Source organism: Sorangium sp. So ce128 (assembly GCF_051525245.1).
GTDB classification, from domain to species: Bacteria; Myxococcota_A; Polyangia; order Polyangiales; family Polyangiaceae; genus Sorangium; species Sorangium cellulosum_B.
Genome location: NZ_CP150313.1, coordinates 9,376,000 through 9,396,921, shown reverse-complemented (window position 1 = coordinate 9,396,921; position 20,922 = coordinate 9,376,000). Strand labels below are relative to the sequence as shown.

Annotated in this window: 9 protein-coding genes; 6 read left to right on the top strand and 3 right to left on the bottom strand. The window is 66.4% G+C overall.

Going from position 1 to position 20,922, the window contains the following annotated elements; all coding sequences use genetic code 11:
• Positions 1-11: 11 nt before the first annotated feature.
• From WME82_RS35745 to WME82_RS35735, 3 genes are all read right to left on the bottom strand, one after another.
• Entirely contained in the window at positions 12-1,283 is a 1,272-nt protein-coding gene (locus WME82_RS35745; protein ID WP_438038966.1) for a glycosyltransferase, read from the bottom strand.
• Between the two features lie 45 nt (positions 1,284-1,328).
• Positions 1,329-12,026, bottom strand: coding sequence for a neuraminidase-like domain-containing protein (locus WME82_RS35740; RefSeq protein WP_438038965.1), 10,698 nt, complete (start codon positions 12,024-12,026; stop codon positions 1,329-1,331).
• A 942-nt stretch (positions 12,027-12,968) separates the two neighbouring features.
• Positions 12,969-13,796, bottom strand: coding sequence for a hypothetical protein (locus WME82_RS35735; RefSeq protein ID WP_438038964.1), 828 nt, complete (start codon positions 13,794-13,796; stop codon positions 12,969-12,971).
• A 640-nt stretch (positions 13,797-14,436) separates the two neighbouring features.
• On the opposite strand from WME82_RS35735, the gene WME82_RS35730 reads away from it, so the two are divergent.
• The 6 genes from WME82_RS35730 (at position 14,437) to WME82_RS35705 (ending at position 20,845) form a co-directional block, all read left to right on the top strand.
• On the top strand, positions 14,437-15,666 hold the full coding sequence (locus WME82_RS35730; RefSeq protein ID WP_438038963.1) for an efflux RND transporter periplasmic adaptor subunit: 1,230 nt from the start codon (positions 14,437-14,439) through the stop codon (positions 15,664-15,666).
• Complete coding sequence (locus WME82_RS35725; protein WP_437740990.1) at positions 15,663-16,361, top strand: ABC transporter ATP-binding protein; 699 nt, start codon at positions 15,663-15,665, stop codon at positions 16,359-16,361. The genes WME82_RS35730 and WME82_RS35725 overlap by 4 nt, the downstream gene beginning before the upstream one ends.
• Positions 16,358-17,524 (top strand): ABC transporter permease, encoded by a 1,167-nt coding sequence (locus WME82_RS35720; protein ID WP_437740989.1) that lies wholly within the window; start codon positions 16,358-16,360, stop codon positions 17,522-17,524. Before WME82_RS35725 ends, WME82_RS35720 begins: the two co-directional genes overlap by 4 nt.
• A 49-nt stretch (positions 17,525-17,573) precedes the next feature.
• The gene (locus tag WME82_RS35715) at positions 17,574-18,740 is read left to right on the top strand and encodes an ABC transporter permease (protein WP_437852299.1); all 1,167 of its coding nucleotides are present in this window, start codon (positions 17,574-17,576) and stop codon (positions 18,738-18,740) included.
• Positions 18,741-18,860: 120 nt separating this feature from the next.
• A complete protein-coding gene (locus WME82_RS35710) occupies positions 18,861-19,748 on the top strand; it encodes a putative glycoside hydrolase (protein WP_438038962.1) in 888 nt (295 codons plus the stop codon).
• Positions 19,749-20,212: 464 nt separating this feature from the next.
• A complete protein-coding gene (locus WME82_RS35705; protein WP_438038961.1) occupies positions 20,213-20,845 on the top strand; it encodes a glutathione S-transferase family protein in 633 nt (210 codons plus the stop codon).
• Positions 20,846-20,922 lie beyond the last annotated feature (77 nt).

Below are 20,922 nucleotides of genomic sequence, written 5' to 3'. Positions count from 1 at the left end.
TCACCGACGGTTCAAGGGGCCACCACGCTCTGGATCAGTTGAATGCTGGGCTTCGGTGCCTTGCTCTCCTCGACCTGAAACAACGCCTTCATCTTCGCGAGCTTCTGCCGGATCCACTTGCTCGATGTGGCCGCCGTGAAGAGGCCGCGGAGCTGCTGCGGAGTGAGGTCGGCGACCTCGGAGACGACTCCGATGCCGCTCCGCCGGATCCTCAGGGCGTTGTCCATCTGGTCTTTGCCGTGGGGAACGATGACGATGGGGACCTGCTCCCAGATGGACTCCTTGATCGTGGCGAGGCCGCCGTGCATGAACACCACCTCGGCCTGCTTCAGGATGTCGAGCTGCGAGACCCAGGAGAAGAGGCTGACGTTCGCTGGAAGGCGGTTGTTGAGCGGGTCCACGTCAACGCCGTATTCGACGTTGAGCTGAGCGAGGAGCTTGTCGCCGACCGCGAGGACGAGGTGATAGTCGTCCATCCTCTGGGTCTTCATCATATCGATCAGATTATTGAAGAACTGCCGTGCCTTGAACTCGTAATCCTGGACTTGCGAGCCGGCGGTGCCGAAGATGAGCGGCTTGTCCGTCGGGATCCCCGCCGGATTGCCGGGCAAGGAGCCTCCGCCCAGGTGCTGCCGAGCGATCATGGGCTCGACGTACTTGACGTGGTCGCCATGATTCCAGTCCTCGTCGGTGAAGTCGAACACACGGGGGCAAGGGATCAGCTCGAGCTTGTCTCGGAGCGGCTCGATGAATTGATCGATGTCGAGGCCCGGCTGCGGCGAGACGGAGTCGATGAGCTTTTGCGAGACGGCGCGCGGCATGTAGACGAGCTTGGTCTTGGCGTGGAGCCTGGGCGTGTCGTCGGGGTGGCGGAGGTAGGTGGTGATCAAGATGAAAGGGATCCCGTATTTGCGATGGATGAGCAGCGTTTCGAGCGCGGTGAAGTAGCCGCCGATGAGCAGGTTCGGCGCGGAGGGCCCGAGGAAGACGTCATCGAGCGCGCCGCGGCAGATCGGCAGCAGATGGTGCGGCTTCCAGCGCTGGTCGAGCGGCTCGAGTTTGTTCTCGTACGAGTGCCCGAGCGGGTACACCGATGGTAAAATCTCGTGGAACATCGGGTCGCTCAGAGAATTCATGTACGGTTCCATGATGAAACGGCAATCCGGGATACCCATGAACTCCACGGTGTAGCCGGAGCTCTGCAGGGATTTGGCCAGGTTGATGCACGGAAGCCAGTGGCCCTGTTCTTTGTAGAGGTCGGGCCAGATCATTACTCTTGCCATGTTGCTCTCCTCATGACGCAGTAGAGACCGCGGACGGTTCAGGTTTCAGTCGGCGGCCGCCGCCGTGTATCTCACGACAAAGACGATATCTTCCACGGTGTCGGCGTTCAGGCCGTGTTGCTCCAGCGCCCAGGTCTCCGCGGCCCAGTTCTGGAGCAACGTCGTGGAGGCGCTGCCGCCTTTGGGCAGGGACTGCACGGCGACGCCGTTTTGCGGGTTCACTTGCGCCTCGTCGCCGCCGTTCAGCGAGATGTCGGCGCCGCTCAGCGTGGCGCCGGGCTTGGTGATGACGTGAACGTCGACGTAGCCCTCGTTATTGACGATGTTGGCGAGCGTCAGCGTCATGCGGGCGCGCCGGATGACGAACGGGAAGTGCTCGGGCAGGAGCGTCATATCGACGGGCTCGCCCGGATTGGTGAGCAGGCGGTGGAACACGTCGGGGAACTCCTTGCGGAGGCTAAGGACCCGCACGAGCCCGGTCTCCTCGTCGGAGACGACCTTGAGGAGCTTGTTGAGCCCGTCGATGATCGCGGATTCCGCGCCGTCCTTGAGCGTGCCGCCGCCGTCGCGCGCGGTGTAGCTGAGCTGCATGACGGCGTCGGAGATGGTGTTGTGATCGAACTGCGGATACGCCGTCGGCAGCTCGAGCCTCCACCGGCTGATGACCCCTGCGCCCTCGAAGGGCAGGTAGCGCTCGTCGCGGAAGTTGAGCTCGAACAGTCCTGCGTCGCTCTGCGCGCTGCTGGTCGCTATCGATTGAATGCCCACGAGGTCATGGACGAAGCGCGGGTCGTCGAAGCCGGTATACGCGTAGGCGGTCGGATTGGCCGTGCTCTGCTTGCGAATGGCGCTGCCGAGCAGGGTGAGCTTGGCGCTGACGCTGGTATGCGGCCCGGTGACGCAGGGGATCGTGAGCCTGACCGCTCGGATGCGCCGGAAGTACTGGCCAGGGTGATCGAGATCGAACAGCACCTCCGGGAGCTCGAACTCGCAGGCGCCCTTCTCGCGCAGGTCTTGAAGCGCGGCCGGGTTGATCGCGGCGAGCGAGATCGGCTTCTGGATCTCGAACTCGCGCCGGTTGCGCTCGAGGTAGGCCACTTCCATGCGCTTGAGGTCGAGGACGAGCTTCTCGCCGGCGAGCAGCCCTTGCCGCAGGCTGTCGAAGTATCCGAACTGGATGAAGCTCGTTCCATCGAGCCCGAGCTCGAACTGGAAGGTGCGCTCGGCGCTCTTCGCCACGTCATAGGCGAGCTTGTACACCTGCTGATAAGTGCGGCTGAGCTCGCGCACCATCCACTGGTAGAGGTCGCGGCTCGTGAACTTCTCCTGCAAGAAGTCGCGCACCTCTTCCGCGTGCTCCACCTGCGTTTCGTGGTTCTCGAGCTCGCGCTGCGCGATGTCGCGCCGGATCTGCGCGGCCACGATCTGCTGGTTGATCTGCTCGATCTCTTTACGCGCCAGCCGCTCTTGCAGCTTCCAGTCCTCCCAGCGCCGCTCGTGGCCGGCGTTGATGCCGGCGAGGCTCGCGTTGCCTCGCGTATAGCTGGCCGCGGCGCCGAGCCCGTCGGCAATGGATCTCATCACGCTGGTGAGCGCGCTTCCGGTCTTCACGTTCACGCCAAGGAACGGAAACGGCCCCACCATGCCTGCCTCAGGGTCGGGGATAGGCGCGAACAGCCCGGCGAGTGTGTGGAATGCACCCTGACCCACCTCGAGCCGGGTGCTCCACTCGGTCAGTGAGATCTGTGTCCGCTCGCTCTTGCTGATGCGAGCGCGCGTGCGGTACTCCGTGTGGCGCTCCTCGGCGAGCGCCCGTGAGAGCTCGAGCGCCCTGATGTTCTCCTCGGCCTCGGCGATCTGCGCCTGCCGCACCCGGCGCACGAGCTCCAGCATCTTGATCTCATGCCCATGGCGCATGAGCTGCAGCTCCTCGGCGTCCTTCTTCTCGAGCGCCGCGAGCAGCGCTGCCCCGAAGCCCTTGAGCTCGTTCGCGAGATCGACCGCCCGCTGGATCCACGTGCCGAAGCGGTAGCAGGGCAGCGGCGCGTTGAGCTGCGCGAGAACGCTCCCGAGGTCGAGGCCCGCCGCGGCGGCGCGCACGAGCAGGGCCGGGTCGATGGGGGGCTCGAACAGCTTGAGCTGACGCTTGACCCCATCGATGTTCATGCTGTTTCTTATCTTGAAGAGACGGTCCTGCACCGTGTCCCAGTAGCCATCGAGCCGCTCGTTCCTCGGCACGCAGAAGAAGAGGGTCCTGAGCGAGAGGTTCTTGATCGAGGCCGTCGCCGAGTCCTCTTGCGCGAGCTGGGTCTGCTTGAGGTGCTCGCTGTTGCTCACGAGCCGGTATTCGACGTCGACGATGGCGTTCGAGAAGCTCGTGATCCCCTTCGTCTTGAGCTCGCGGTACGTGTACCTGGGCTCACCCGTCAGCGGCTCGACCGCCTCGGGGCGGTCGCCGAGCAGCTCGGCCGCGAGGATGTAGAGCTGCGTCGCTTGATTGATGGCCTCGATCGTGTCCAGCCGGAAGAGCTGATCCGCCCAGGCGATGAGGTTGTCGAGATACTTCATCACCACGGACTTCTGGTACGCCACCAGCCGCTGCCGCGCGATGAGGTGCGGATTGAAGGGGTTGCGCCGCCAGTCGTCGATCAGCGCGGTGAGCTCCTGGCGATCGTAGGTCGACAGCGTCTTCGTGAGCCCCAGCGTCTCCGAGAGGCTGTCAGTCGCGTCCTTGTTGGCGAAGAACGGCAGGAAGTTCCAGTAACGGCAGCCGGCCGGCAGGCGCTCGACCCAGCGCTTGGTCTGCTCGTATCGCGTGAGCTCCTGCTTGGGGTCGAAGACATAGTGGTACCATTTCATCGCGTCTTCGAACTTCAGGTCCTGGCTCAGGCGCCCCGCGATCAGCATCGGCAGATGGAAGAAGAGCTCCCAGTTGTAGATGCCGAACGGCGTCCCGTAGCCGAACTCGATCGTGGGCAGCGGATACGGCTGCTCGACGCTGCGCGTCGGGTGGAGCTCCGTCTCGATCAGGCGCTGCGTCGTACCCCAGGCCTGCCTGTCGCCGGCGATGTGGTAGCCCAGGTAGAGGTGGCCGTAGTAATTGTAGTAGTAGTTCGAGTAGTACCGGTTGTCGGCGATGGGCAGCGCCTGCGTCGCGCGGTTCATGATGCCTTCGGGCCCGAACGCCTGCAGGCGCTTTCGCACCTCCGTCACCAGCGGATGGTTGAACGTCGAGAACGAGGCGACCTGCGTCTTTTCCCGGCTCAGGCCCGACTGCGTCACGACCCCCTTGCTCACGGCAAACAAGCTCGTGGAGGGTGTCTCGTAGAAGAAGGGCTTGAGCTCGGTGCTGCCAAGATAGGGGAAGTTCGTGCCGAAGACGCGGAAGGCGCCCGGGGTCCTCCGGAAGAACGGCGCGTTGCCCAGGAATCGAAGCTCATCGCCGGCGTTCCTGGCGTGGACGATGTAATCCACCTCGACGGCGGCGTTCTGCACGAGCAGGGTTCCTTCCGGCCAGCTCTCTCCCACCTTGAGCACGAGGTCGCTGGACCCCAGCGTGTCGTCGCCCGTGTGCCAGATGGCGAACGTGCCGAGCCGCTTCGGTCTGAGGAAGTTCTTGTCTTTCCAGAGCCATTCGGCGAGCGAATCGCCCCGGCTCACGCCGTCCGCACTCGGAATGTTCGTCTTGACGACATCCACCGACACGTACTCGCTGCTCCCGACGGCGACACGCAGGTGGTAGCCCGCCGTCCGGGGCTTGTCTTCGCCGAGCTCGCGATCGAAGATCGTCTCCGCGTCGTCATCGGTCACGCGGCTCTTGGAGAGCTTGGGCTTGAGCCACTTGTTCTCCGAGGCCACGTACTCGCTCCACATGAGGCGGATCTCCGCCTGGAACTCCGCGTGCACGGCTCCGGCGTTGTCTCCGTCCACGTGGTTCTTGTTCGCCGGCAGGGGTTTCGGCTTCTGCTTGCTCTGCACCAGGGGCCAGAACAGGTGGAGGCGCCCATTGAAGACGACCGGCGCGACGACGTCGGCGTTGATATCGAGGTTGATCTTCTTCCACGGCGTCCAGATCCCGTCGTGGAACTGCTTGGCCTGGAACGTCCGGTAATAGAAGCTCCGTGACTGGAAGCGCGTGCGCCCCACGACGTGAAGGACGTGATTGACGCCGGAAGAAAAGACCTCCTCGGCGTAGGTGCCTACCACCTCGAGGTTCGACACCTCGCTCATCTTCTCCAGGTAGTTTTGGAGGGCCGTGAGGCCCCGCTCGTGCGTGATGTCGCCCTCGACGAGCTCATTCTCGAGCTCCGTGAAGAACTCGGTCTTGTCGTCGCGCAGCTCCGGCTCGATCCAGTTCTCGGGGTAGAGGAAGACCTTGCGGTTGGCCTCCCAGACCCGGTAGTTCTGCATCCACGCCCACTGGTCCTTGGCCTGCTCGAGCTGGATCAGCGAGGCGTTGTCCTCGAGTCCGAGGAAGACGCGCTGGACGAAGAGCTGCACGACGTTCAAAGCGAGCCGGATACGCGAGATGAGCGTGTCGGGCTCCATCTCGACGTCGATCAGGAAGTGAGCGAAGAGGTCGTTCTCGTCGACGAAGTCGGGCTTCTGCTCGCCGTTCACGCCGTCGACCTCGACGGCGCCGGTCGTGAGGTATCCCGTGAGCGCGTCGCGCTCGCGTCGCCGGAGCGGGTCGCGCAGCGGCTTGAAGACCTCCTTCCAGGCATCCCTGCTGAACTGCGATCGGAAGGCGTTCCTGAGCTGAACGGCGGCGCCGATGGTCGGCGCTGGGCTGAGCAAGAGGTCGATGATCTGGCTCGCGTTGAGCTCGAGCCGCCGGACGATCTGCATCGTCGCCCTGAGCATCTGCCAGAGCTTGACCGTGTTCGAGGGAATCTGGATATCATGCCAGGGCGGCGGCGGGGGTGGAGCCGGAGAGATCAGATCGAAGACGGCCAGGATGTCTTCGGTCTTCCATCCAGTGAGCGCCGCCACGTCATCGGCGCCCGCGTCGGCAGCGCCACCGCCTTCGCTCCAGAACTCGAACAGGGTTTTGGTCTTGAGCTCCACCGAACGCTGGAGGTCGAGCAGATCGATGAGGCCCGCGAGCGCCGACCACGGCACATCCGCGTCGGCGTCGCGCGCGGGGAGCGCGTTGAGCGAAAGCCCGATCGAGCTGTCCGCTTCGATCAGATATCTCAGCTCTGGCTTCTTCAGCTCGAGACCTCTGACGAGCCCGACAGCCTTGAACAGCTTGGTGTAGACATCCGTCCGGAATGGGACGATGGCGCTCGCGGGCACGGGGACCACGTCCGCGTTGCCGACTTGCCAGAGCAGCGCGACGTCCTCAGCGTTGCTATAGGTGATACGCACGTCAAGGACCGTGCCCGCCTTCAGACTCAGGGCATCGTGGAGGTAGTGCCTGTTCTGTTGAACCTCGTTGAACCCATAGGTGATGCGCTGCTTGCCGTCGACCCACAAGGCGACCTCGATGCTGGGCGCCACCGGCAAGCTGACCGAGATGATGAACACGTAGTCGTCGTCCCGAGGGATGACCACGGAGGCCCTGAGTTCCCCGGGCACCGCGGTATTCCATCCCCCTTTCAGGAAGCTCTTCCAGTCGTGGAGGGCGGGGGAGAAGTCCGTGGTCAAGCTCCGGAGCGCCTTCGTGAGCAGCGTTTCGGTTTCATCACGGGCGAGGTCCATGGACTCGGCAGCCACGGTGAGAGCCGAGGCCGCCCGCGCCTGGTCGACCAGGTAGGCGCGGAGCCGATCCCACACGAGCTTGTAGCGCAGCACGCGCGAGAGACCCGCGTCGTAGGTGACCAGCTGTTCGAGGGGAACGAAGTCGGGGGTCGCCGACCAGAACCGAAGGAAATAGCGCGCCAGGAAATTCAGGTTTTGCTGCGAGAGCGGTGCGTGCACCGCTTCGTACGCTGCGAGCGCGGCATCGTACTCCGCCTGCGTAGCGAAGTCGCCCAGGTTGGGCGGCGCAGGCGGCCCCTCGACGATCTGGATCGCCCGCACGACCTTCTCGGCCGGCATGACCTTGGTGAGCGCAGCGACCAGCGCGGCCGCGTCAGGGATCTGGTCCGGGTAGGTCGCTTCGATCTCCGCCGCTGCCGCCGAGAGCCGTTGAACGGCGCGAGCTATGTCCTCCGCCGCAGGCGCGAACGGATCGCCCGGGCCGCTTTCATGGCGCAGATAATAGGCGATCTCGGCGGCGGACATGCGCGTCGCCCGAGCTCGCTCGAGCTCTCGAATGACGGCGTAGGTGTTCAGGATGGCCGCCTGGAGATCGGTCACCTCCTCCACGAACGGGCTGCCCACGAGCGCGGTGAGGTCGTAGAACTCGGCGACCGAGAGCCCCATCGCCCTCGAGAGCGTCGCTACCCGGTGCATCTCCGTGAGCTCGGCCAGCCCGAGGTTCGTGACCGACTCTGAGACGATGACCTCCCCCCAGAGCCGCTCGATATCGGTCGAATTCAGGCGGAGGGCCGCGCGGAGGTGCGCCGGATAGTCCTCGTCATCAGTCACCGTCGCGAGGTTGACCGTCGCCCCGATCCGCACCCGTTCGAGCCCTTGATACTCGGCCTGGCTCGGGGCGCCCACGAGGAAGACCTCGTCGAAGCGGCTCTTCTCGATTCGCCCGGTGCGACGCGTGTCGAGGTTCGCCCACCACGCGACGACGTCGAGCGGCGGGAGCTTCAGCGAGTCGACCAGGCGCTTCACCTGAGCGAGCCTGACGAGATTGGCGGGGATGTTGCCGCCCTCGAGGCTCATCAGATAGACGTCGAGCTCGCGCATGCTCCAGCCGAGCTTGCGCCAGAGCCGGACGAAGAAGCTGACGCGCCGCAGCGTATCCGTAGTGAGGTGCGCGATCTGGAACTCGTTGTAGTTGCACTCGACGAGCTCGTCTGTGCTCGATACGACGTGGATCCCGTGCTGATCGGCGGCCTGGAGGTGGACGAAGCGGGTATCCAAGAGGTCGAGCAGCTCCTGGTAACTCAGGCCCGCGCGGTGCAGGAATACGGGCACCAGCGTCACGAGCTTGACCCAGGCCGGCCTCGTGTCCAGATCCCCCGGGGCCGGCTCCGCGGCGGTGATCTTGAGGGTGGGTTTGTCAGGCCGCCGGATGGTCACCTCGTCGGCGTCGGGCGGGATCACGAAGCCCCAGTACTCCGACACCGGGCGCTCCGCGCCGAGGATCGCCTGAGCCTCGGAGGGCGTCAGGTTCAGGTAGGCGAGCGCGATGTTCGGATCCAGGAGCTTCGTGTCGGCGTCGCTCGTCGAGAACGCCTCGAGGATCTCATGCTTTCGGATGTTCTTCTGCTTGAGGAAGATGTCGATCTCTTCCCTGCCGAGCGCCAGCGGCAGATGAAACGGGAAGACGGCCTGCGCGAGCGTGTCGTACGCCTTGCGGTTGAAGTGCTCCGGGAACACCTCGAGCGAGTCGTTCGCTCCGTTGGTCTGGAGCGCTGGATAGACCGTGAGCGGCGAGGCGTTGCCCCGGATTCTGAAGCGGACGGCATCGTCCTCGACGATCCACTCTTTGCTCGGCTCGGTATAGGCGGCGCTCTGATTGGCGACCGCGCGCTCGCTGAGCACGTACCCTTCGGCGAGAACCGCGCTGCGAAGCGCGCCGAGCGCCCCCTCGACGCCGTCCTTTGCCTGGTTCATCGTCTCGGGCGTGAGGCCGATGGTGAACTCGAGCGGCTCGACGACCGCTTCGAGGACCTCGTTGACGATGTCGATATAAGGCAAGACCGTGTTCGTATTGGAGCAGGTGAGCTCGATGTCCTCGAGGTCGGGCCGGCGCTCGAACAGCGTCCTCTTGGGCGCGCCGTCGACCCACTCCAGCAGGTCCATCAGGTACGCGCCGGGGCTCAGCACCGTCTGGCAGTGCTTACAAGCACATTTGTTGAGGTCGCCGAACAGGGTGATCCAGTTCGGGAACTTGCCCGAGATTGCCGGGCTAGGCGATGTCACGAGCCCGGCGGTGTAGCCGTGCGTCGGATCGAGCACGGAGAAATTGACAGGCCCCGGTACGGCGCTCAGCCCGCCGATCTCGTTCAGGCTCGGGTGGAACTTGACCAGCGTCGTGAGGATCTCGTTCGCGTAATGGGATGCCGTGCGGTGGATATCGCGCGCCGCCGTGAGGCCACCCACGTGCTCTTCATGATCGGCCACGAATCGGTCTTCCGGGATGCGTGCGATCTGGACCGCGGAGTCGAGCGCCTGGCCGATGAGGTGAGCGGCCGCGTCGAAATCGGGGGTCAAGCGAAACAAGCGCTGGAGCTGCTTGATCGAGCGGACGACGTCGGCGTCCAGCGTGAGCTCGCTCTCGGCGAGGTAGTCGTCGATGTCGCCCTTCTCGAGGCTGAAGTCGGGGTGATCCGTCAAGAACTGGCGCACCGCCACGAGGGTGGGCGTCCCCTGAATGCGGGAGACGAAGCGACGCTGCGGGCTCAGCTTGCCGAACAGGTCGTAGAGGCGCCTCGCGTAGACAGCTCCTTGCCCGTACGTGCTGTTGAACCCCGGAACATCGCCGGGGTATCGACCGTCATTGTAGCTGGTTGAGCTCGAAGCGAAGTCGGTCCAGTTCGGGTGCGCGCCATCCAGCGTCACCGTGGCGAGATCCTCGATCGTCCGCCAGCCCGAGCTCGCCTTGTAGGCGTACACGGCGGCGACGATCGGGTAATAGCGGCCGACCTTCTCGTACATCTCGAACACGAACGTGATGTCCTCGGCCTGCTGCTCGGTCAGCACCTCGTCATCGACCAGCGCCGCGAGCAGCCCGGGGAGCTCCCCGAGGTTGTCGAAATGCGCGCCGATGAGCGCCTCCTTCTTGGCCCTGAACGGGTTCTCCGCCGCGGGCAGGCCCTGGATTCCGACGGTCCGCGTCAGCCACAACGTACCGGCCGAAGCGACGGTAAAGGGCTGGGGATTCTCGCTGGTGGCCGCCGCTGCACGTGCGGCGGACGCCAGCGAGCAATTTCCAGGGTTCGTTGACGAACTCGTGAAATTGTGTGCAGTGTAGTTGGCGGGCCACGATGTCACGGCTGACGCACCAACGAACGCAGCGCATGGGAGCCACAGGGTCTCCGTGGTGCCTGTCGCGGGGGTGAGCGACGGCGGATCGGCCTGGGCGCTCAGTCCAGAGGCCGATGCTGAAACGGTGACACTTCCTGATATCGTTCCCTTCCAGCTGTTCTTGGCCACGCGATAAACATGCGCGGCCGCCTGCCGTGCGGACGAGGTCTGGAAGTTGACGAGGGTGCCGCCCTCGCTTCCCGTCGCCACTTTGGCGTAGCCGCTCAGGCGAACACTGCCATCCAGACCATGGATGTCGGTCCACAATTGCGTCCAACCGGCCGGCGTCGTCACGGTCGGCCCATCGTGGGCGGCGAACATCGCGATGAGCAGGTCGCCGGCCGTGACCGTCGAAGGCATCGCGACCTGGTGCGCCGTGGTTGCGGTCCCAAACGAGGTCTGCCTGAAGCTCAGAATCTGGGGGAATCGCTCTTCCTTGCCGAACACGAGCTCGAGCAGCTGTTGCTGCCACGGACGGTCTCTGCTCCCGTCCAAAGGGACGAAATTCATCAACTTCGCGAGCACCGTTCGCCAGGTGTCGACCAGGGTCGGATAGATGTCGACCTCGATCGCCGCGGAGATGATCCCGCGGTGGACGGCGGCGACGAGCGTCTGGAAGAACTTGTCGGGATTCACGTCGAGCAGCGCGCGCAGGTTGTCGCCGAGCCCGGCGCGCACGAGCGGATAGATGACTTCCCGCGACATGGGCACGCTCAGCGTCGAGGGAGGAAGCTGTGTGTCGATCTCCCTCGCGATGAGCCAGGAGCGAACGAAGGCGCGGACCAGCGCTTCATCGAAGCCGCTCGAGCGAGCGACCAGGGTCAGGAAATCTGGGCGTTCATCGAGCGTGCGTACGGTCGACAGCTGGGCGGCTTCTGAGACCCCCAGGCTGGGTGTCAGCCCCGTGACCAGGCGCTCGTACTCGGAGCCGGCGTTGGCGACCACGCGATCGACCACCACGTCGAGCTGCTGCTCGCGGGCGGCATTGTAGATCACCTCCGAGGACGATAGCCTCCGCAGCTCCGTCCCCTCCGGATTCAATTTTTCGTTGGCATACAGGATCAGGTTGATCTGTCCCGCGGGGGTGCCGATCGGGATCGAAGCGCTCGCCACCGGAGGCGGGCTGTAGAGGATCTCGAAGTTTCCGCCGGCGTCGCTCTCCGCCGTGCTGAGCAGGAATTCGTCGATGCCGCTGCTCGTCCAGCCGACGTGATACGCCTCGATGACCAGGCCCGAAGCGACAAGACCGATCGTGTTCCGCACGGTGCCGAAGGCGCGGTGCTTGCGTGAAGAGGCGGTCCAGGTCGCGCCGCTCACGCTCATGAGCTCGGCGCTCTGGCCGATGATGATGCGCACCCTCGACCCGCTCTGGATCGCGTTGAACGTCTGCGTCCAGCCCACCTCCTGCCCGTTCGCGCTATAGATCCTGAAGCGCAGATTCGCCGTCTCTCGTGTCGAGGAGAACACTGCGACGCGCTGCAGGACCACCGGCCAGCCGCCGGTCTCCGGGTCGTATTCGCCCTGGCCTACCTCCGTCTCGGTAGAGCCGTCGATATCGAATGCCCTCACGCGCGCGATCTCGTTCTGAGTCGGACGGTTCATGTTGGGCCAGAACAGGTCGATGTTGATGATGTAAGGGTTCGGGATTGACATGTTCGTTCCTCTCAGGCACGCTCGCGCGCGCACCTTCAACGTCGACAATGGCGCGCCATGCCCTGGCTTGCCTCATGGCCGTGCCCGGGTCGGCGCTCCCTCCAGGGAACGTGGCAGAACGTCAGCGTTGCGGCGTGATCTCGCCGCAAACCATGTGCGACAGACGCACTACGGCTTCTGTCGCATTCTGATGGAATGTGCCTTCAATGTTGATTCAACATTGCGTAATCTGCGGCTGCGGAAGCTGCACGTGTCTCAGGTGGCGCCGTTTTACTTGCGCTCAAGCGCTGCCGAGCGAGTGGCATTCCGTGATGGACGAATATGTCAGCGTGCAGACTGCTGGTCAATCTCGGACCGGTACTTGAGACCATGCGGAGATCTCGGGAGCGAGGCATTCGAACGGTGATCCCCGTGGGGGACTGGTGATCACGGAGCGCTGACGCCGGAAAACTGTCGAGGGCCGGCCGCGCCCGGTGAAGCGGCGCGTCACGGCGCGTTGACGCCCAGGTTGGCTCATGAGCTTTCCCGGGCAAGCTCCTTGATGGCCATGGCGGGCGTGCTCGAGTGCATTCGTCGACGATTGTCTCCGCCTCCGTTCGACTCCGCGCAACCGAGTCCGAGCCGTTGACGACCAGGACCACGATCACGACGAGGACAACCACGTTGGTGAGCGGGGGGTGAGGGGACGAGGGCGTCGTGGCCCGAGGGCGACCCAGCAAGCTTGGTGAACACCGATGCCCTCGTCCGCCTGGCTCGGAAGAGCCGGATGTGAACCGCAGGGGTCCGGTTCCAGGAGACGCGAGCCCCGGCAACGGGGGCGCCCCCTCGATAGGACGTTATCGAGGCTCGGACATCAGCCCGGCCCTGCCACGCGTGACGACCTCCCTCCACGGGGGGCGTGCCGCGGACGCGGAACCAGGGAGGAGCCTGAGCGACGCTGTGTTAGGCCGCCCTGGAGCGATCCACGCGGAGCTCGATCCAGGGAGAGGTCTGCTCGGCCAGGGTGCGGTAGGTGAGCGCCGCGGCGCCGACGAAGAAGAGCGCGAGCGCGGCCGGGCCGATGTCGATGGTCCCGGCCGACGCGACGGCGCCGAGCACGCTCGCGTGGAACGCGCGGAACAGTCCGAGGTGAAGCGCCGCGAGCGCCCCGCCGAGCGCGAGCGCCCAGGAGCGGTGGAACCGCGCGCGCTGGGCGTGGTGGGCGATGACCGTCTCCGAGGCGACGCAGAGGCTGCCGTGCGCGGGCGCCCGGAGCACCCAGGCCCGCGCGGCGTCGCGGTAGCCCGTGCCGGCGGCGCTCGCGTCGATCTCGCGGCGCACGGAGCCCGCGATGTAGATCGTGTCGCCGGGGCGGACCTCGGACACGTAGGCGGGCGCGCCGCCACGTCTCGTCGGGACGAAGGTGGTGTCGAGGCTGAGCCTGCCGCTCGCCGGCTCGACCCGCACGGTGGCGCCCGAGGCGAGCCGGAGCGAGAACGCGCGCGCCCGCGTCTGACACGCGCTCGGCGCGGCGCCGGCCTGGCCGCCGCACGGGATCTCGACCGCGATCACCGCGTCTCCCGGCGCGGCGTCCTCCGCGCTCACCTCGCCGCGCAGGAGCGCAAACCCCTCGCGTATGGCGCCGGGTGATGCCGACGGGCTCCGCGCATACGCGGCGATCTGCGAGCGCCGCCGGTGGTGGAGGCAGCGCCCGATCGCGATGGCGACCGCGACACCCAGCACCACCCCGGCGACCCCGTAGACGATGAAAAGGCTCGCGACAAAACCCATCGTGACAGCGTAGACGTGCGGCGTCGGGGCGTCGAGACAGGGTGTTGGTCTCGGGAGCCCGGGAGCGCAAGGCGCGCATCTCGCACCCTGGCCGCACCGCGGCCCCGCGCCCCGCGTCGACACAGACAGCGCCGCACAGCGCCGCAGGCACCAATCCCACCCCGTGTGTGGCGCGGAGCGCACCTTCCGCCTGCTCCGCCGCGTGGATCTCGGTGATTGGCACTTCCGCCGTTGTGCGGCGCCGTCGTTCTGGATCGTTGGTTCAATAAATGCTTATAGTTTCGATAACTTGTGGCGGTTTCCCTCCTCTCGCTCCGCTCCGGCTCCATCGCTGGAGCGATGCGCCGGTGCGCCAGCCAACGGACGTGAGGCCCGCCGCGCGCTTCGCGTGGAGGCCGTAGCGCCGCTGCACGCCAGGGAGCGCACAGCCGCGGGTGAGGCGCAGGGGGCACAGCCGCGCGGCGCATTGCGGTCTGGACGGGCGGATTGCCACGGCGGGAGGCGATTTCGATATGAGGCAGGCGCCGCTCCAGGGCCGGGCGCGAGGCCGCGTCCTGCGTGTCGGGCGCGGGTGGCGCCGCGCGTCAGAAATAGGCGATAGAAGTTCAACGCGACGCCGGAAGCGTGTTAAGGAGACGCCGTGTCCGACCAGCTCAGCTCGGATCTCGCCTCGCTGCGGATCCAGCGGGACGTCGATCCCGATCGGCGGAGCCCGCTCCGCACCGTCCTCGTCGCCGCGGTCGTGCTCGCGGCGGTCGCCGGCGCCGCCGCGTTCGCCCTGCCCAGGGCGCAGAGCGCGCTCTTCAAGACCGAGGTCACCACCACGGAGGTCGCGCTGGTCTCGCCGGCGCAGGCGTCGATCTCCGTGACGTCGACCGGGTATGTGGTCCCGCAGGTCGTGTCCAAGGTCGGGGCCAAGTTCCCCGGCCGCATCGCGCGGGTGCACGTCAAGGAAGGCGACGTGGTGAAGCAGGGCGACCTGCTCGTGGAGCTCGACGACGCCGACCAGAAGAGCCTCGTGGCCGCGGCCCAGGCCAAGGTCGCGGCGGCGCGGGCGCGCGCCTCGGCCTCCCGGGCGAGCATCGTCGAGGTGGAGCAGCAGCTTGCGCGGGAGCGGCTGCTCGTCGAGCGCCAGGTGACCGGCCGCGCCTCGATGGAGGACCTCACCGCGCGCATGCACTCGCTCACGCAGTCGGCGGCGGCGGCCGACGCCGAGGTCAAGGCGGCTGCGGCCGACGTCGAGAGCCTCCGGGTCACGCTGACCGATCGGAAGATCGTCGCGCCGATCGGCGGCACGATCATGTCGAAGCCGCCGGAGGTCGGGGAGGTCGTCGGCCTCGAGCTGCCGCACCTCGTCGAGATCGCCGACTTCACGTCGCTCGTCGTCGAGACCGATGTCCCGGAGACGCGCCTCTACCTCGTCGAGCCCGGCAAGCCGTGCGAGGTGGTCCTCGACGCGTATCCCTCGAAGCGACACCGGTGCACGACGCTCGAGATCGGCAAGCGGGTGAACCGCGCCAAGGCGACCATCCCGGTGAAGGTGAAGTTCGTCGGAGAGCCGAAGGAGGCGCTGCCGGAGATGAGCGCGCGGGTCAGCTTCCTCGCCGAGGCGCTGTCCGAGGAGGCGATGAAGGAGCCGCCGAAGCGGGTCGTCCCGGAGGCCGCGGTGGTCGAGCGGGGCGGCGCCAAGGTGGTGTTCGTGGTCAACGAGGGCCAGGTGAAGATGGTGCCCATCAAGGTGGTCGGCCCCGCGCCCGGCGGGCTGGAGCTGCTCGACGGCCCGGCCCCGGGGGCGCGCCTCGTGGCGAGGCCGTCCGCCGAGCTCGCGGACGGTCAGAAGATCAAAGAGAAGGAAAAGGGGAGCGAATGACCGAGGGGTATCGCGACGGGAAGCCGAAGCCCATTGTCGAGCTGCAGGGGGTCGGCAAGAGCTATTTCCGCGACAAGGAGCCGATCGTGGTGCTCGACAACATCACGCTCGACATCCCGGAGGGGTCGTACGAGGCGCTGATGGGGCCCTCGGGCTCGGGCAAGTCGACGCTGCTGAACCTGATCGCCGGGCTCGATCGCCCGACGCGCGGCTCGGCGCGCGTGGCGGGGCAAGACCTCACGCGGATGAGCGACGGCGAGCTGGCGCGCTTCCGCTCCAGGACGATGGGCTTCATCTTCCAGGCCTACAACCTGATGCCGGTGCTCACCGCGGTCGAGAACGTCGAGCTGCCGCTCCTGCTCACGAGCCTTTCGGCATCCGAGCGGCGGAAGCGCGCGCAGACGGCCCTTCGCGTCGTCGGGCTCGAGGAGCGGATGGGCCATTATCCCCGGCAGCTCTCCGGCGGCCAGGAGCAGCGGGTCGCGATCGCGCGGGCGATCGTGAACGACCCGACGATCATCGTGGCGGACGAGCCGACCGGCGATCTCGATCGCAAGAGCGCCGACGAGATCCTGGCCCTCCTGGAGAGGCTCAACAAGGAGTTCAAGAAGACCATCCTGATGGTCACGCACGATCCGCAGGCCGCCGAGCGCGCGACGGTGACGCGCCGGCTCGACAAGGGGAACCTGTCATGAACCTCGTCTCCGTCGCCGCCAGGAACGTCCTTCGCAACAAGTTCAGGACGCTGCTGACCGTGATCGGCGCGGTGGTGGCGGTGCTCGCGTTCGTGCTCCTCCGGACGGTGCTCTCGGCGTGGAACGTCGCCGCCGACCACGCCGCGAAGGACCGGATCGCGACGCGGCACAAGATCTCGTTCATCCTCCCCTTGCCGAAGCGCTACATGGACACGGTCCGCGAGGTCCCCGGCGTGACGGAGGGGTCCTTCATGAGCTGGTTCGGCGCCAAGGACCCGCGCGACGCCAACAATTTCTTCGCCTCGATGGCCGTCGAGTCGAAGACCTTCTTCAAGGTCTACGATGAGATGGTCGTCTCGCCCGAGGACATGGAGCGGTGGCTGGGCGACAGGAAGGGCGCCATCCTGGGCGACGTCCTCGCGACCCGGCTCAAGGTGAAGCCTGGCGACACGGTGACGCTGGAGGGGACGATCTACCCCGGAAACTGGCAGTTCAACGTCTCGGGGATCTACACGGCGACGCGCAAGTCGATCGACAGGTCGCAGTTCATCTTTCACTACGACTACCTGAACGAGTCCCTCCCCGAGCGGCAGCGCGACCAGATCGGCTGGATGGCCGCCCGGATCGACGACCCGTCGCGGAGCGCGGACATCAGCGCGGCGATCGACAAGATCTTCGACGAGAAGGACGTCCAGACGGCGACGATGAGCGAGCGGGCGATGAACCTGTCGTTCATGGCGATGATGTCGGCCGTGCTGACGGCGCTCAACGTCGTGTCCGTCATCATCCTTCTCATCATGATGATGATCCTCGGCAACACGATCGCCATGGGTGTCCGGGAGCGGACGCGGGAGTACGGCGTGCTGCGCGCGCTCGGGTTCGAGCCGAAGCACGTGAGGATCTTCATCATCGGGGAGGCGGCGACCATCGGGCTGCTGGCCGGGTTCCTCGGGCTCGTGGTCTCGTATCCGATCGTCGAGCTCGGGCTGGGCCGGTGGCTGGAGGAGGAGATGGGCGCCTGGTTCCCTTATTTCCGGATCGAGCCTTCGACGATGGTCATGGCGGTGCTGCTCTCGATGGGGCTGTCGCTCGTCGCGTCGCTCATCCCGGCGTACAACGCCTCGAAACTCTCGGTCACCGACGCGCTCCGGCGCGTGGCGTGAGCGACCACGCAGCCTGTCTTCGACACCCTGAAAGCGGGAGAGAGCGCTCATGATCCCCGTCGCCTACAACGTTCGAAATCTGGTGGTGCGCAAGACGACGACCCTCGCTACGGCGTCCGGTCTCGGCCTCGTGGTGTTCGTGTTCGCGTCGGTGCTGATGCTCGCGAACAGCGTGGAGCGCACCCTCGGGCGCACCGCGCGGGACGACGTCGCGATCGTGATGCGGAAGGGCTCCGACGCCGAGATGGTGAGCAGCATCGAGGAGCAGCAGATCGGCGTGATCCTCGCGAGCGCCGAGGTCGCGAAGCGGCAGGACGGCAAGCCGGACGGGGTGGGGGAGGTGGTGGCGGTCATCCTCCTCGAGAAGCTCGGCACGGACGGCATCTCCAACGTGCAGGTGCGCGGGGTGCCCGACGACGTGCTCGCGTTCCGCTCGCAGGTGAAGATCATCGAGGGCCGGCCGGCGCAGCCGGGCACGGACGAGGTGATCGTGGGCAAGGCGATCAGGGGCCGCTTCAAGGGCCTGTCGATCGGCGAGTCGTTCGAGCTGCGAAAGAACCGGCCGGTGAAGGTCGTCGGGGTGTTCGAGGACGGCGGCTCCTCGTCGGAGTCCGAGATCTGGGCCGACCTGCACACGACGCGCTCGGCGTTCGGCCGCGAGGGGGGCGTCTCTGCGGTGCGGGCGCGGCTCGCCTCGGCCAGCAAGTTCGACGCGTTCGAGGCGTCGATCGAGCAGAACCGGAACCTCGGGCTCGAGGTGATGCGCGAGAGCGTCTATTACGAGAAGCAGTCCGAGGGGACGAGCATGTTCATCAAGGTGATGGGCGTGCTCATCGCGGTGTTCTTCTCGATCGGCGCCATGATCGGCGCGATGATCACGATGCACTCGTCGATCGCCAACCGGCAGCGCGAGATAGGCACCCTGAGGGCGCTCGGCTTCTCGCGGTTCAGCATCCTCGTGTCGTTCCTCATCGAGTCGGTCCTCCTCGCGCTGGCGGGCGGGGCGCTCGGCGTGCTCGCCGCGCTCGGGATGAGGTTCGTGCGCTTCTCGACCGTCAATTTCGCGAGCTGGTCGGAGGTCGTGTTCACGTTCGAGCCGACGCCCGGGATCCTGCTGACGTCGGTGGCGATCGCGGCGGTGATGGGCCTGCTCGGCGGGTTTTTCCCGGCGCTCCGCGCTGCGCGGATCAGCCCGATCCAGGCGATGCGGGGGTGATCCGGGGCGCGGGAGCTCGCGGGAGTTCCAGCGTGGAGGCGCAGATCCGGGAAGCCGCGTAGGACTCGCGCGGCGCTCCCTTGGCCGGGGACGTGCTCTCCCCTCGCCGGGGGGAACAGCATGCCCACGATCACCAAGGCGATTTACGTGAACTTCGCGGCGGGGAGGAACGTGGAGCGGCTGAATCGGCTCTCCTCCCTGGTCCAGCGGACAGAGCTGAACTCCCTGGTGATCGATATCCGGTCGGAGGGTGGCGCGCTCCTCTTCGAGCGTGACGAGGTGACCAGGGCCCAGCTGGGCGCCCTGCGCGAGGCCGGCATCTACCTCATCGCCCGGCTCGTCGCGTTCAAGGGCGGCCCGCGGGGCTGGTACGACCCGGGCTCGCAGCCGCGATGGCACGAGATCGCGGAGATCTCGCTCCGGGCGTACGACGCCGGCTTCGACGAGGTGAACTACGATTATGTGCGTTATGGCGCCGCGCGCGAGCCGCGGTCGCGGACGCCGATCGAGGAGAGAGTGCCGACGATCCGCGCTTTCTTCGAGTTCCTCCGCGCGGAGGTCGGCAATGCGGCGTCTCGCCCGATCTCCGCGGATGTCTTCGGGTTCACGCTGCTCGGGCCGCAGGAGGGGATAGGCCAGCGGCTGGAGGACGCCGTGGAGCTCTTCGACTACGTGATGCCGATGCCGTACCCATCGCACTGGGGCCCTGGCAGCTTCGGGTTCGCGAACCCTGCGCATCACCCCTACGAGACCCTGTATGCCTCGCTCTCGGCCGGCTGGAGCAGGGTGGCAGCGCTCCCCGGGCGCATCGGGCTGCTGCGCAGCTGGATCCAGGCGTTCGATCTGGACAGCTCGCGCCCCATGCAGCGGTACGAGTACACGCCGTGGCACATCCAGGAGCAGATCCGCGCGAACGACGACGCCGGCTGCGCGGGCTACGCGGCGTGGAACCCCCGGAGCCACTACGACGAGAGCGCGTTCGTCGGCGGGCCGCGGGACACGGTGTGAGAGCGCGGCCGCTACCGCTCTCGCCACGCCCGCAGCGGGGCCATCCGGCGGCTTTGCCGCGGCGAGAGCGCTTGCCATACCGCGCTGCTGCCCGCACGCCGCCGCCTGACCGGACGGGCTAGCTCCGCGGGTCAAAAATCCCGCCAGAACAACCGGTCGATCCAGGTGGCCGCCTGAACGAAGCAGCCTGCGGCGCAGGCCCGCGTGCTCGGCCCGCTGGACGAGCTTTGGAGGCGCCGACGCGGCGCCTGCGCGCTCTCGTTCGTGTGGCCGCCGCTCGAGCCGGTGATCATCGCCGGGTAGCGGTCGAGGTCGCCACGCGCCGAGGCGGGAGCCATGAACGCGGCGGGCAGAGGAATTCAAACCTGCCGCACCTGGCGCCGCGCCCAACGGGGCCGGCCTCTGGTAGCCTCCCCCGCGCCGCCGACCGACCGGCGGAAACGAACGGAGAAAGAGACACCACCATGGCCATCGTTCTTTACCACCACCCGTTTTCGCGCGCCGCCAACACCGTGTGGATGCTCGAGGAAGTCGGCGTCGAGTACACGCTCAAGTTCGTCGACATCATGGCCGGCGAGCAGAAGAAGGAGGACGTCACCAAGCTCAATCCGATGGGCAAGCTGCCCTTGCTCGTCGACGGCGACACCGTCGTCACCGAATCCGCGGCGATCGGCCTCTATCTCGCGGATCGTTATGCCCCGGGCCGCCTCGCGCCGAAGCTCGACGACGCGGCGCGCGGCACGTATTTTCGCTGGTCGCTCTTCGCCCCCTCGGTCATCGAGCCCGGCTCGATGGCCAAGGCCGGCAACTGGGAGTTCCGCACCGGCTCCGCCGGTTGGGGCAACTACGACGACATGATCGCGACGATGGAATCGGCCATCTCTGGCCGTGACTTCGTCCTCGGCAAGGAGTTCTCGATGGCCGACGTCATCTTCGGCGGCACCATCGCGTACATGCTCGACTTCAAGATGCTCGAGCCGCGCCCGAGCTTCACCGGATATGCCGAGCGGGTCAGAGCCCGCCCGGCGTACGCGAAGAGCGAGGCGCGCAACAAAGCCGTGATGGACGAGCGCGGCCTCAAGATGCCTGGGGCTTAGATCGCCCTGAAGGATTGAAGCGGAGCGCCTTCCGCCGCCGCCGGGCGCTGGTGCGCGAGCAAATCCTCGCCATGCAG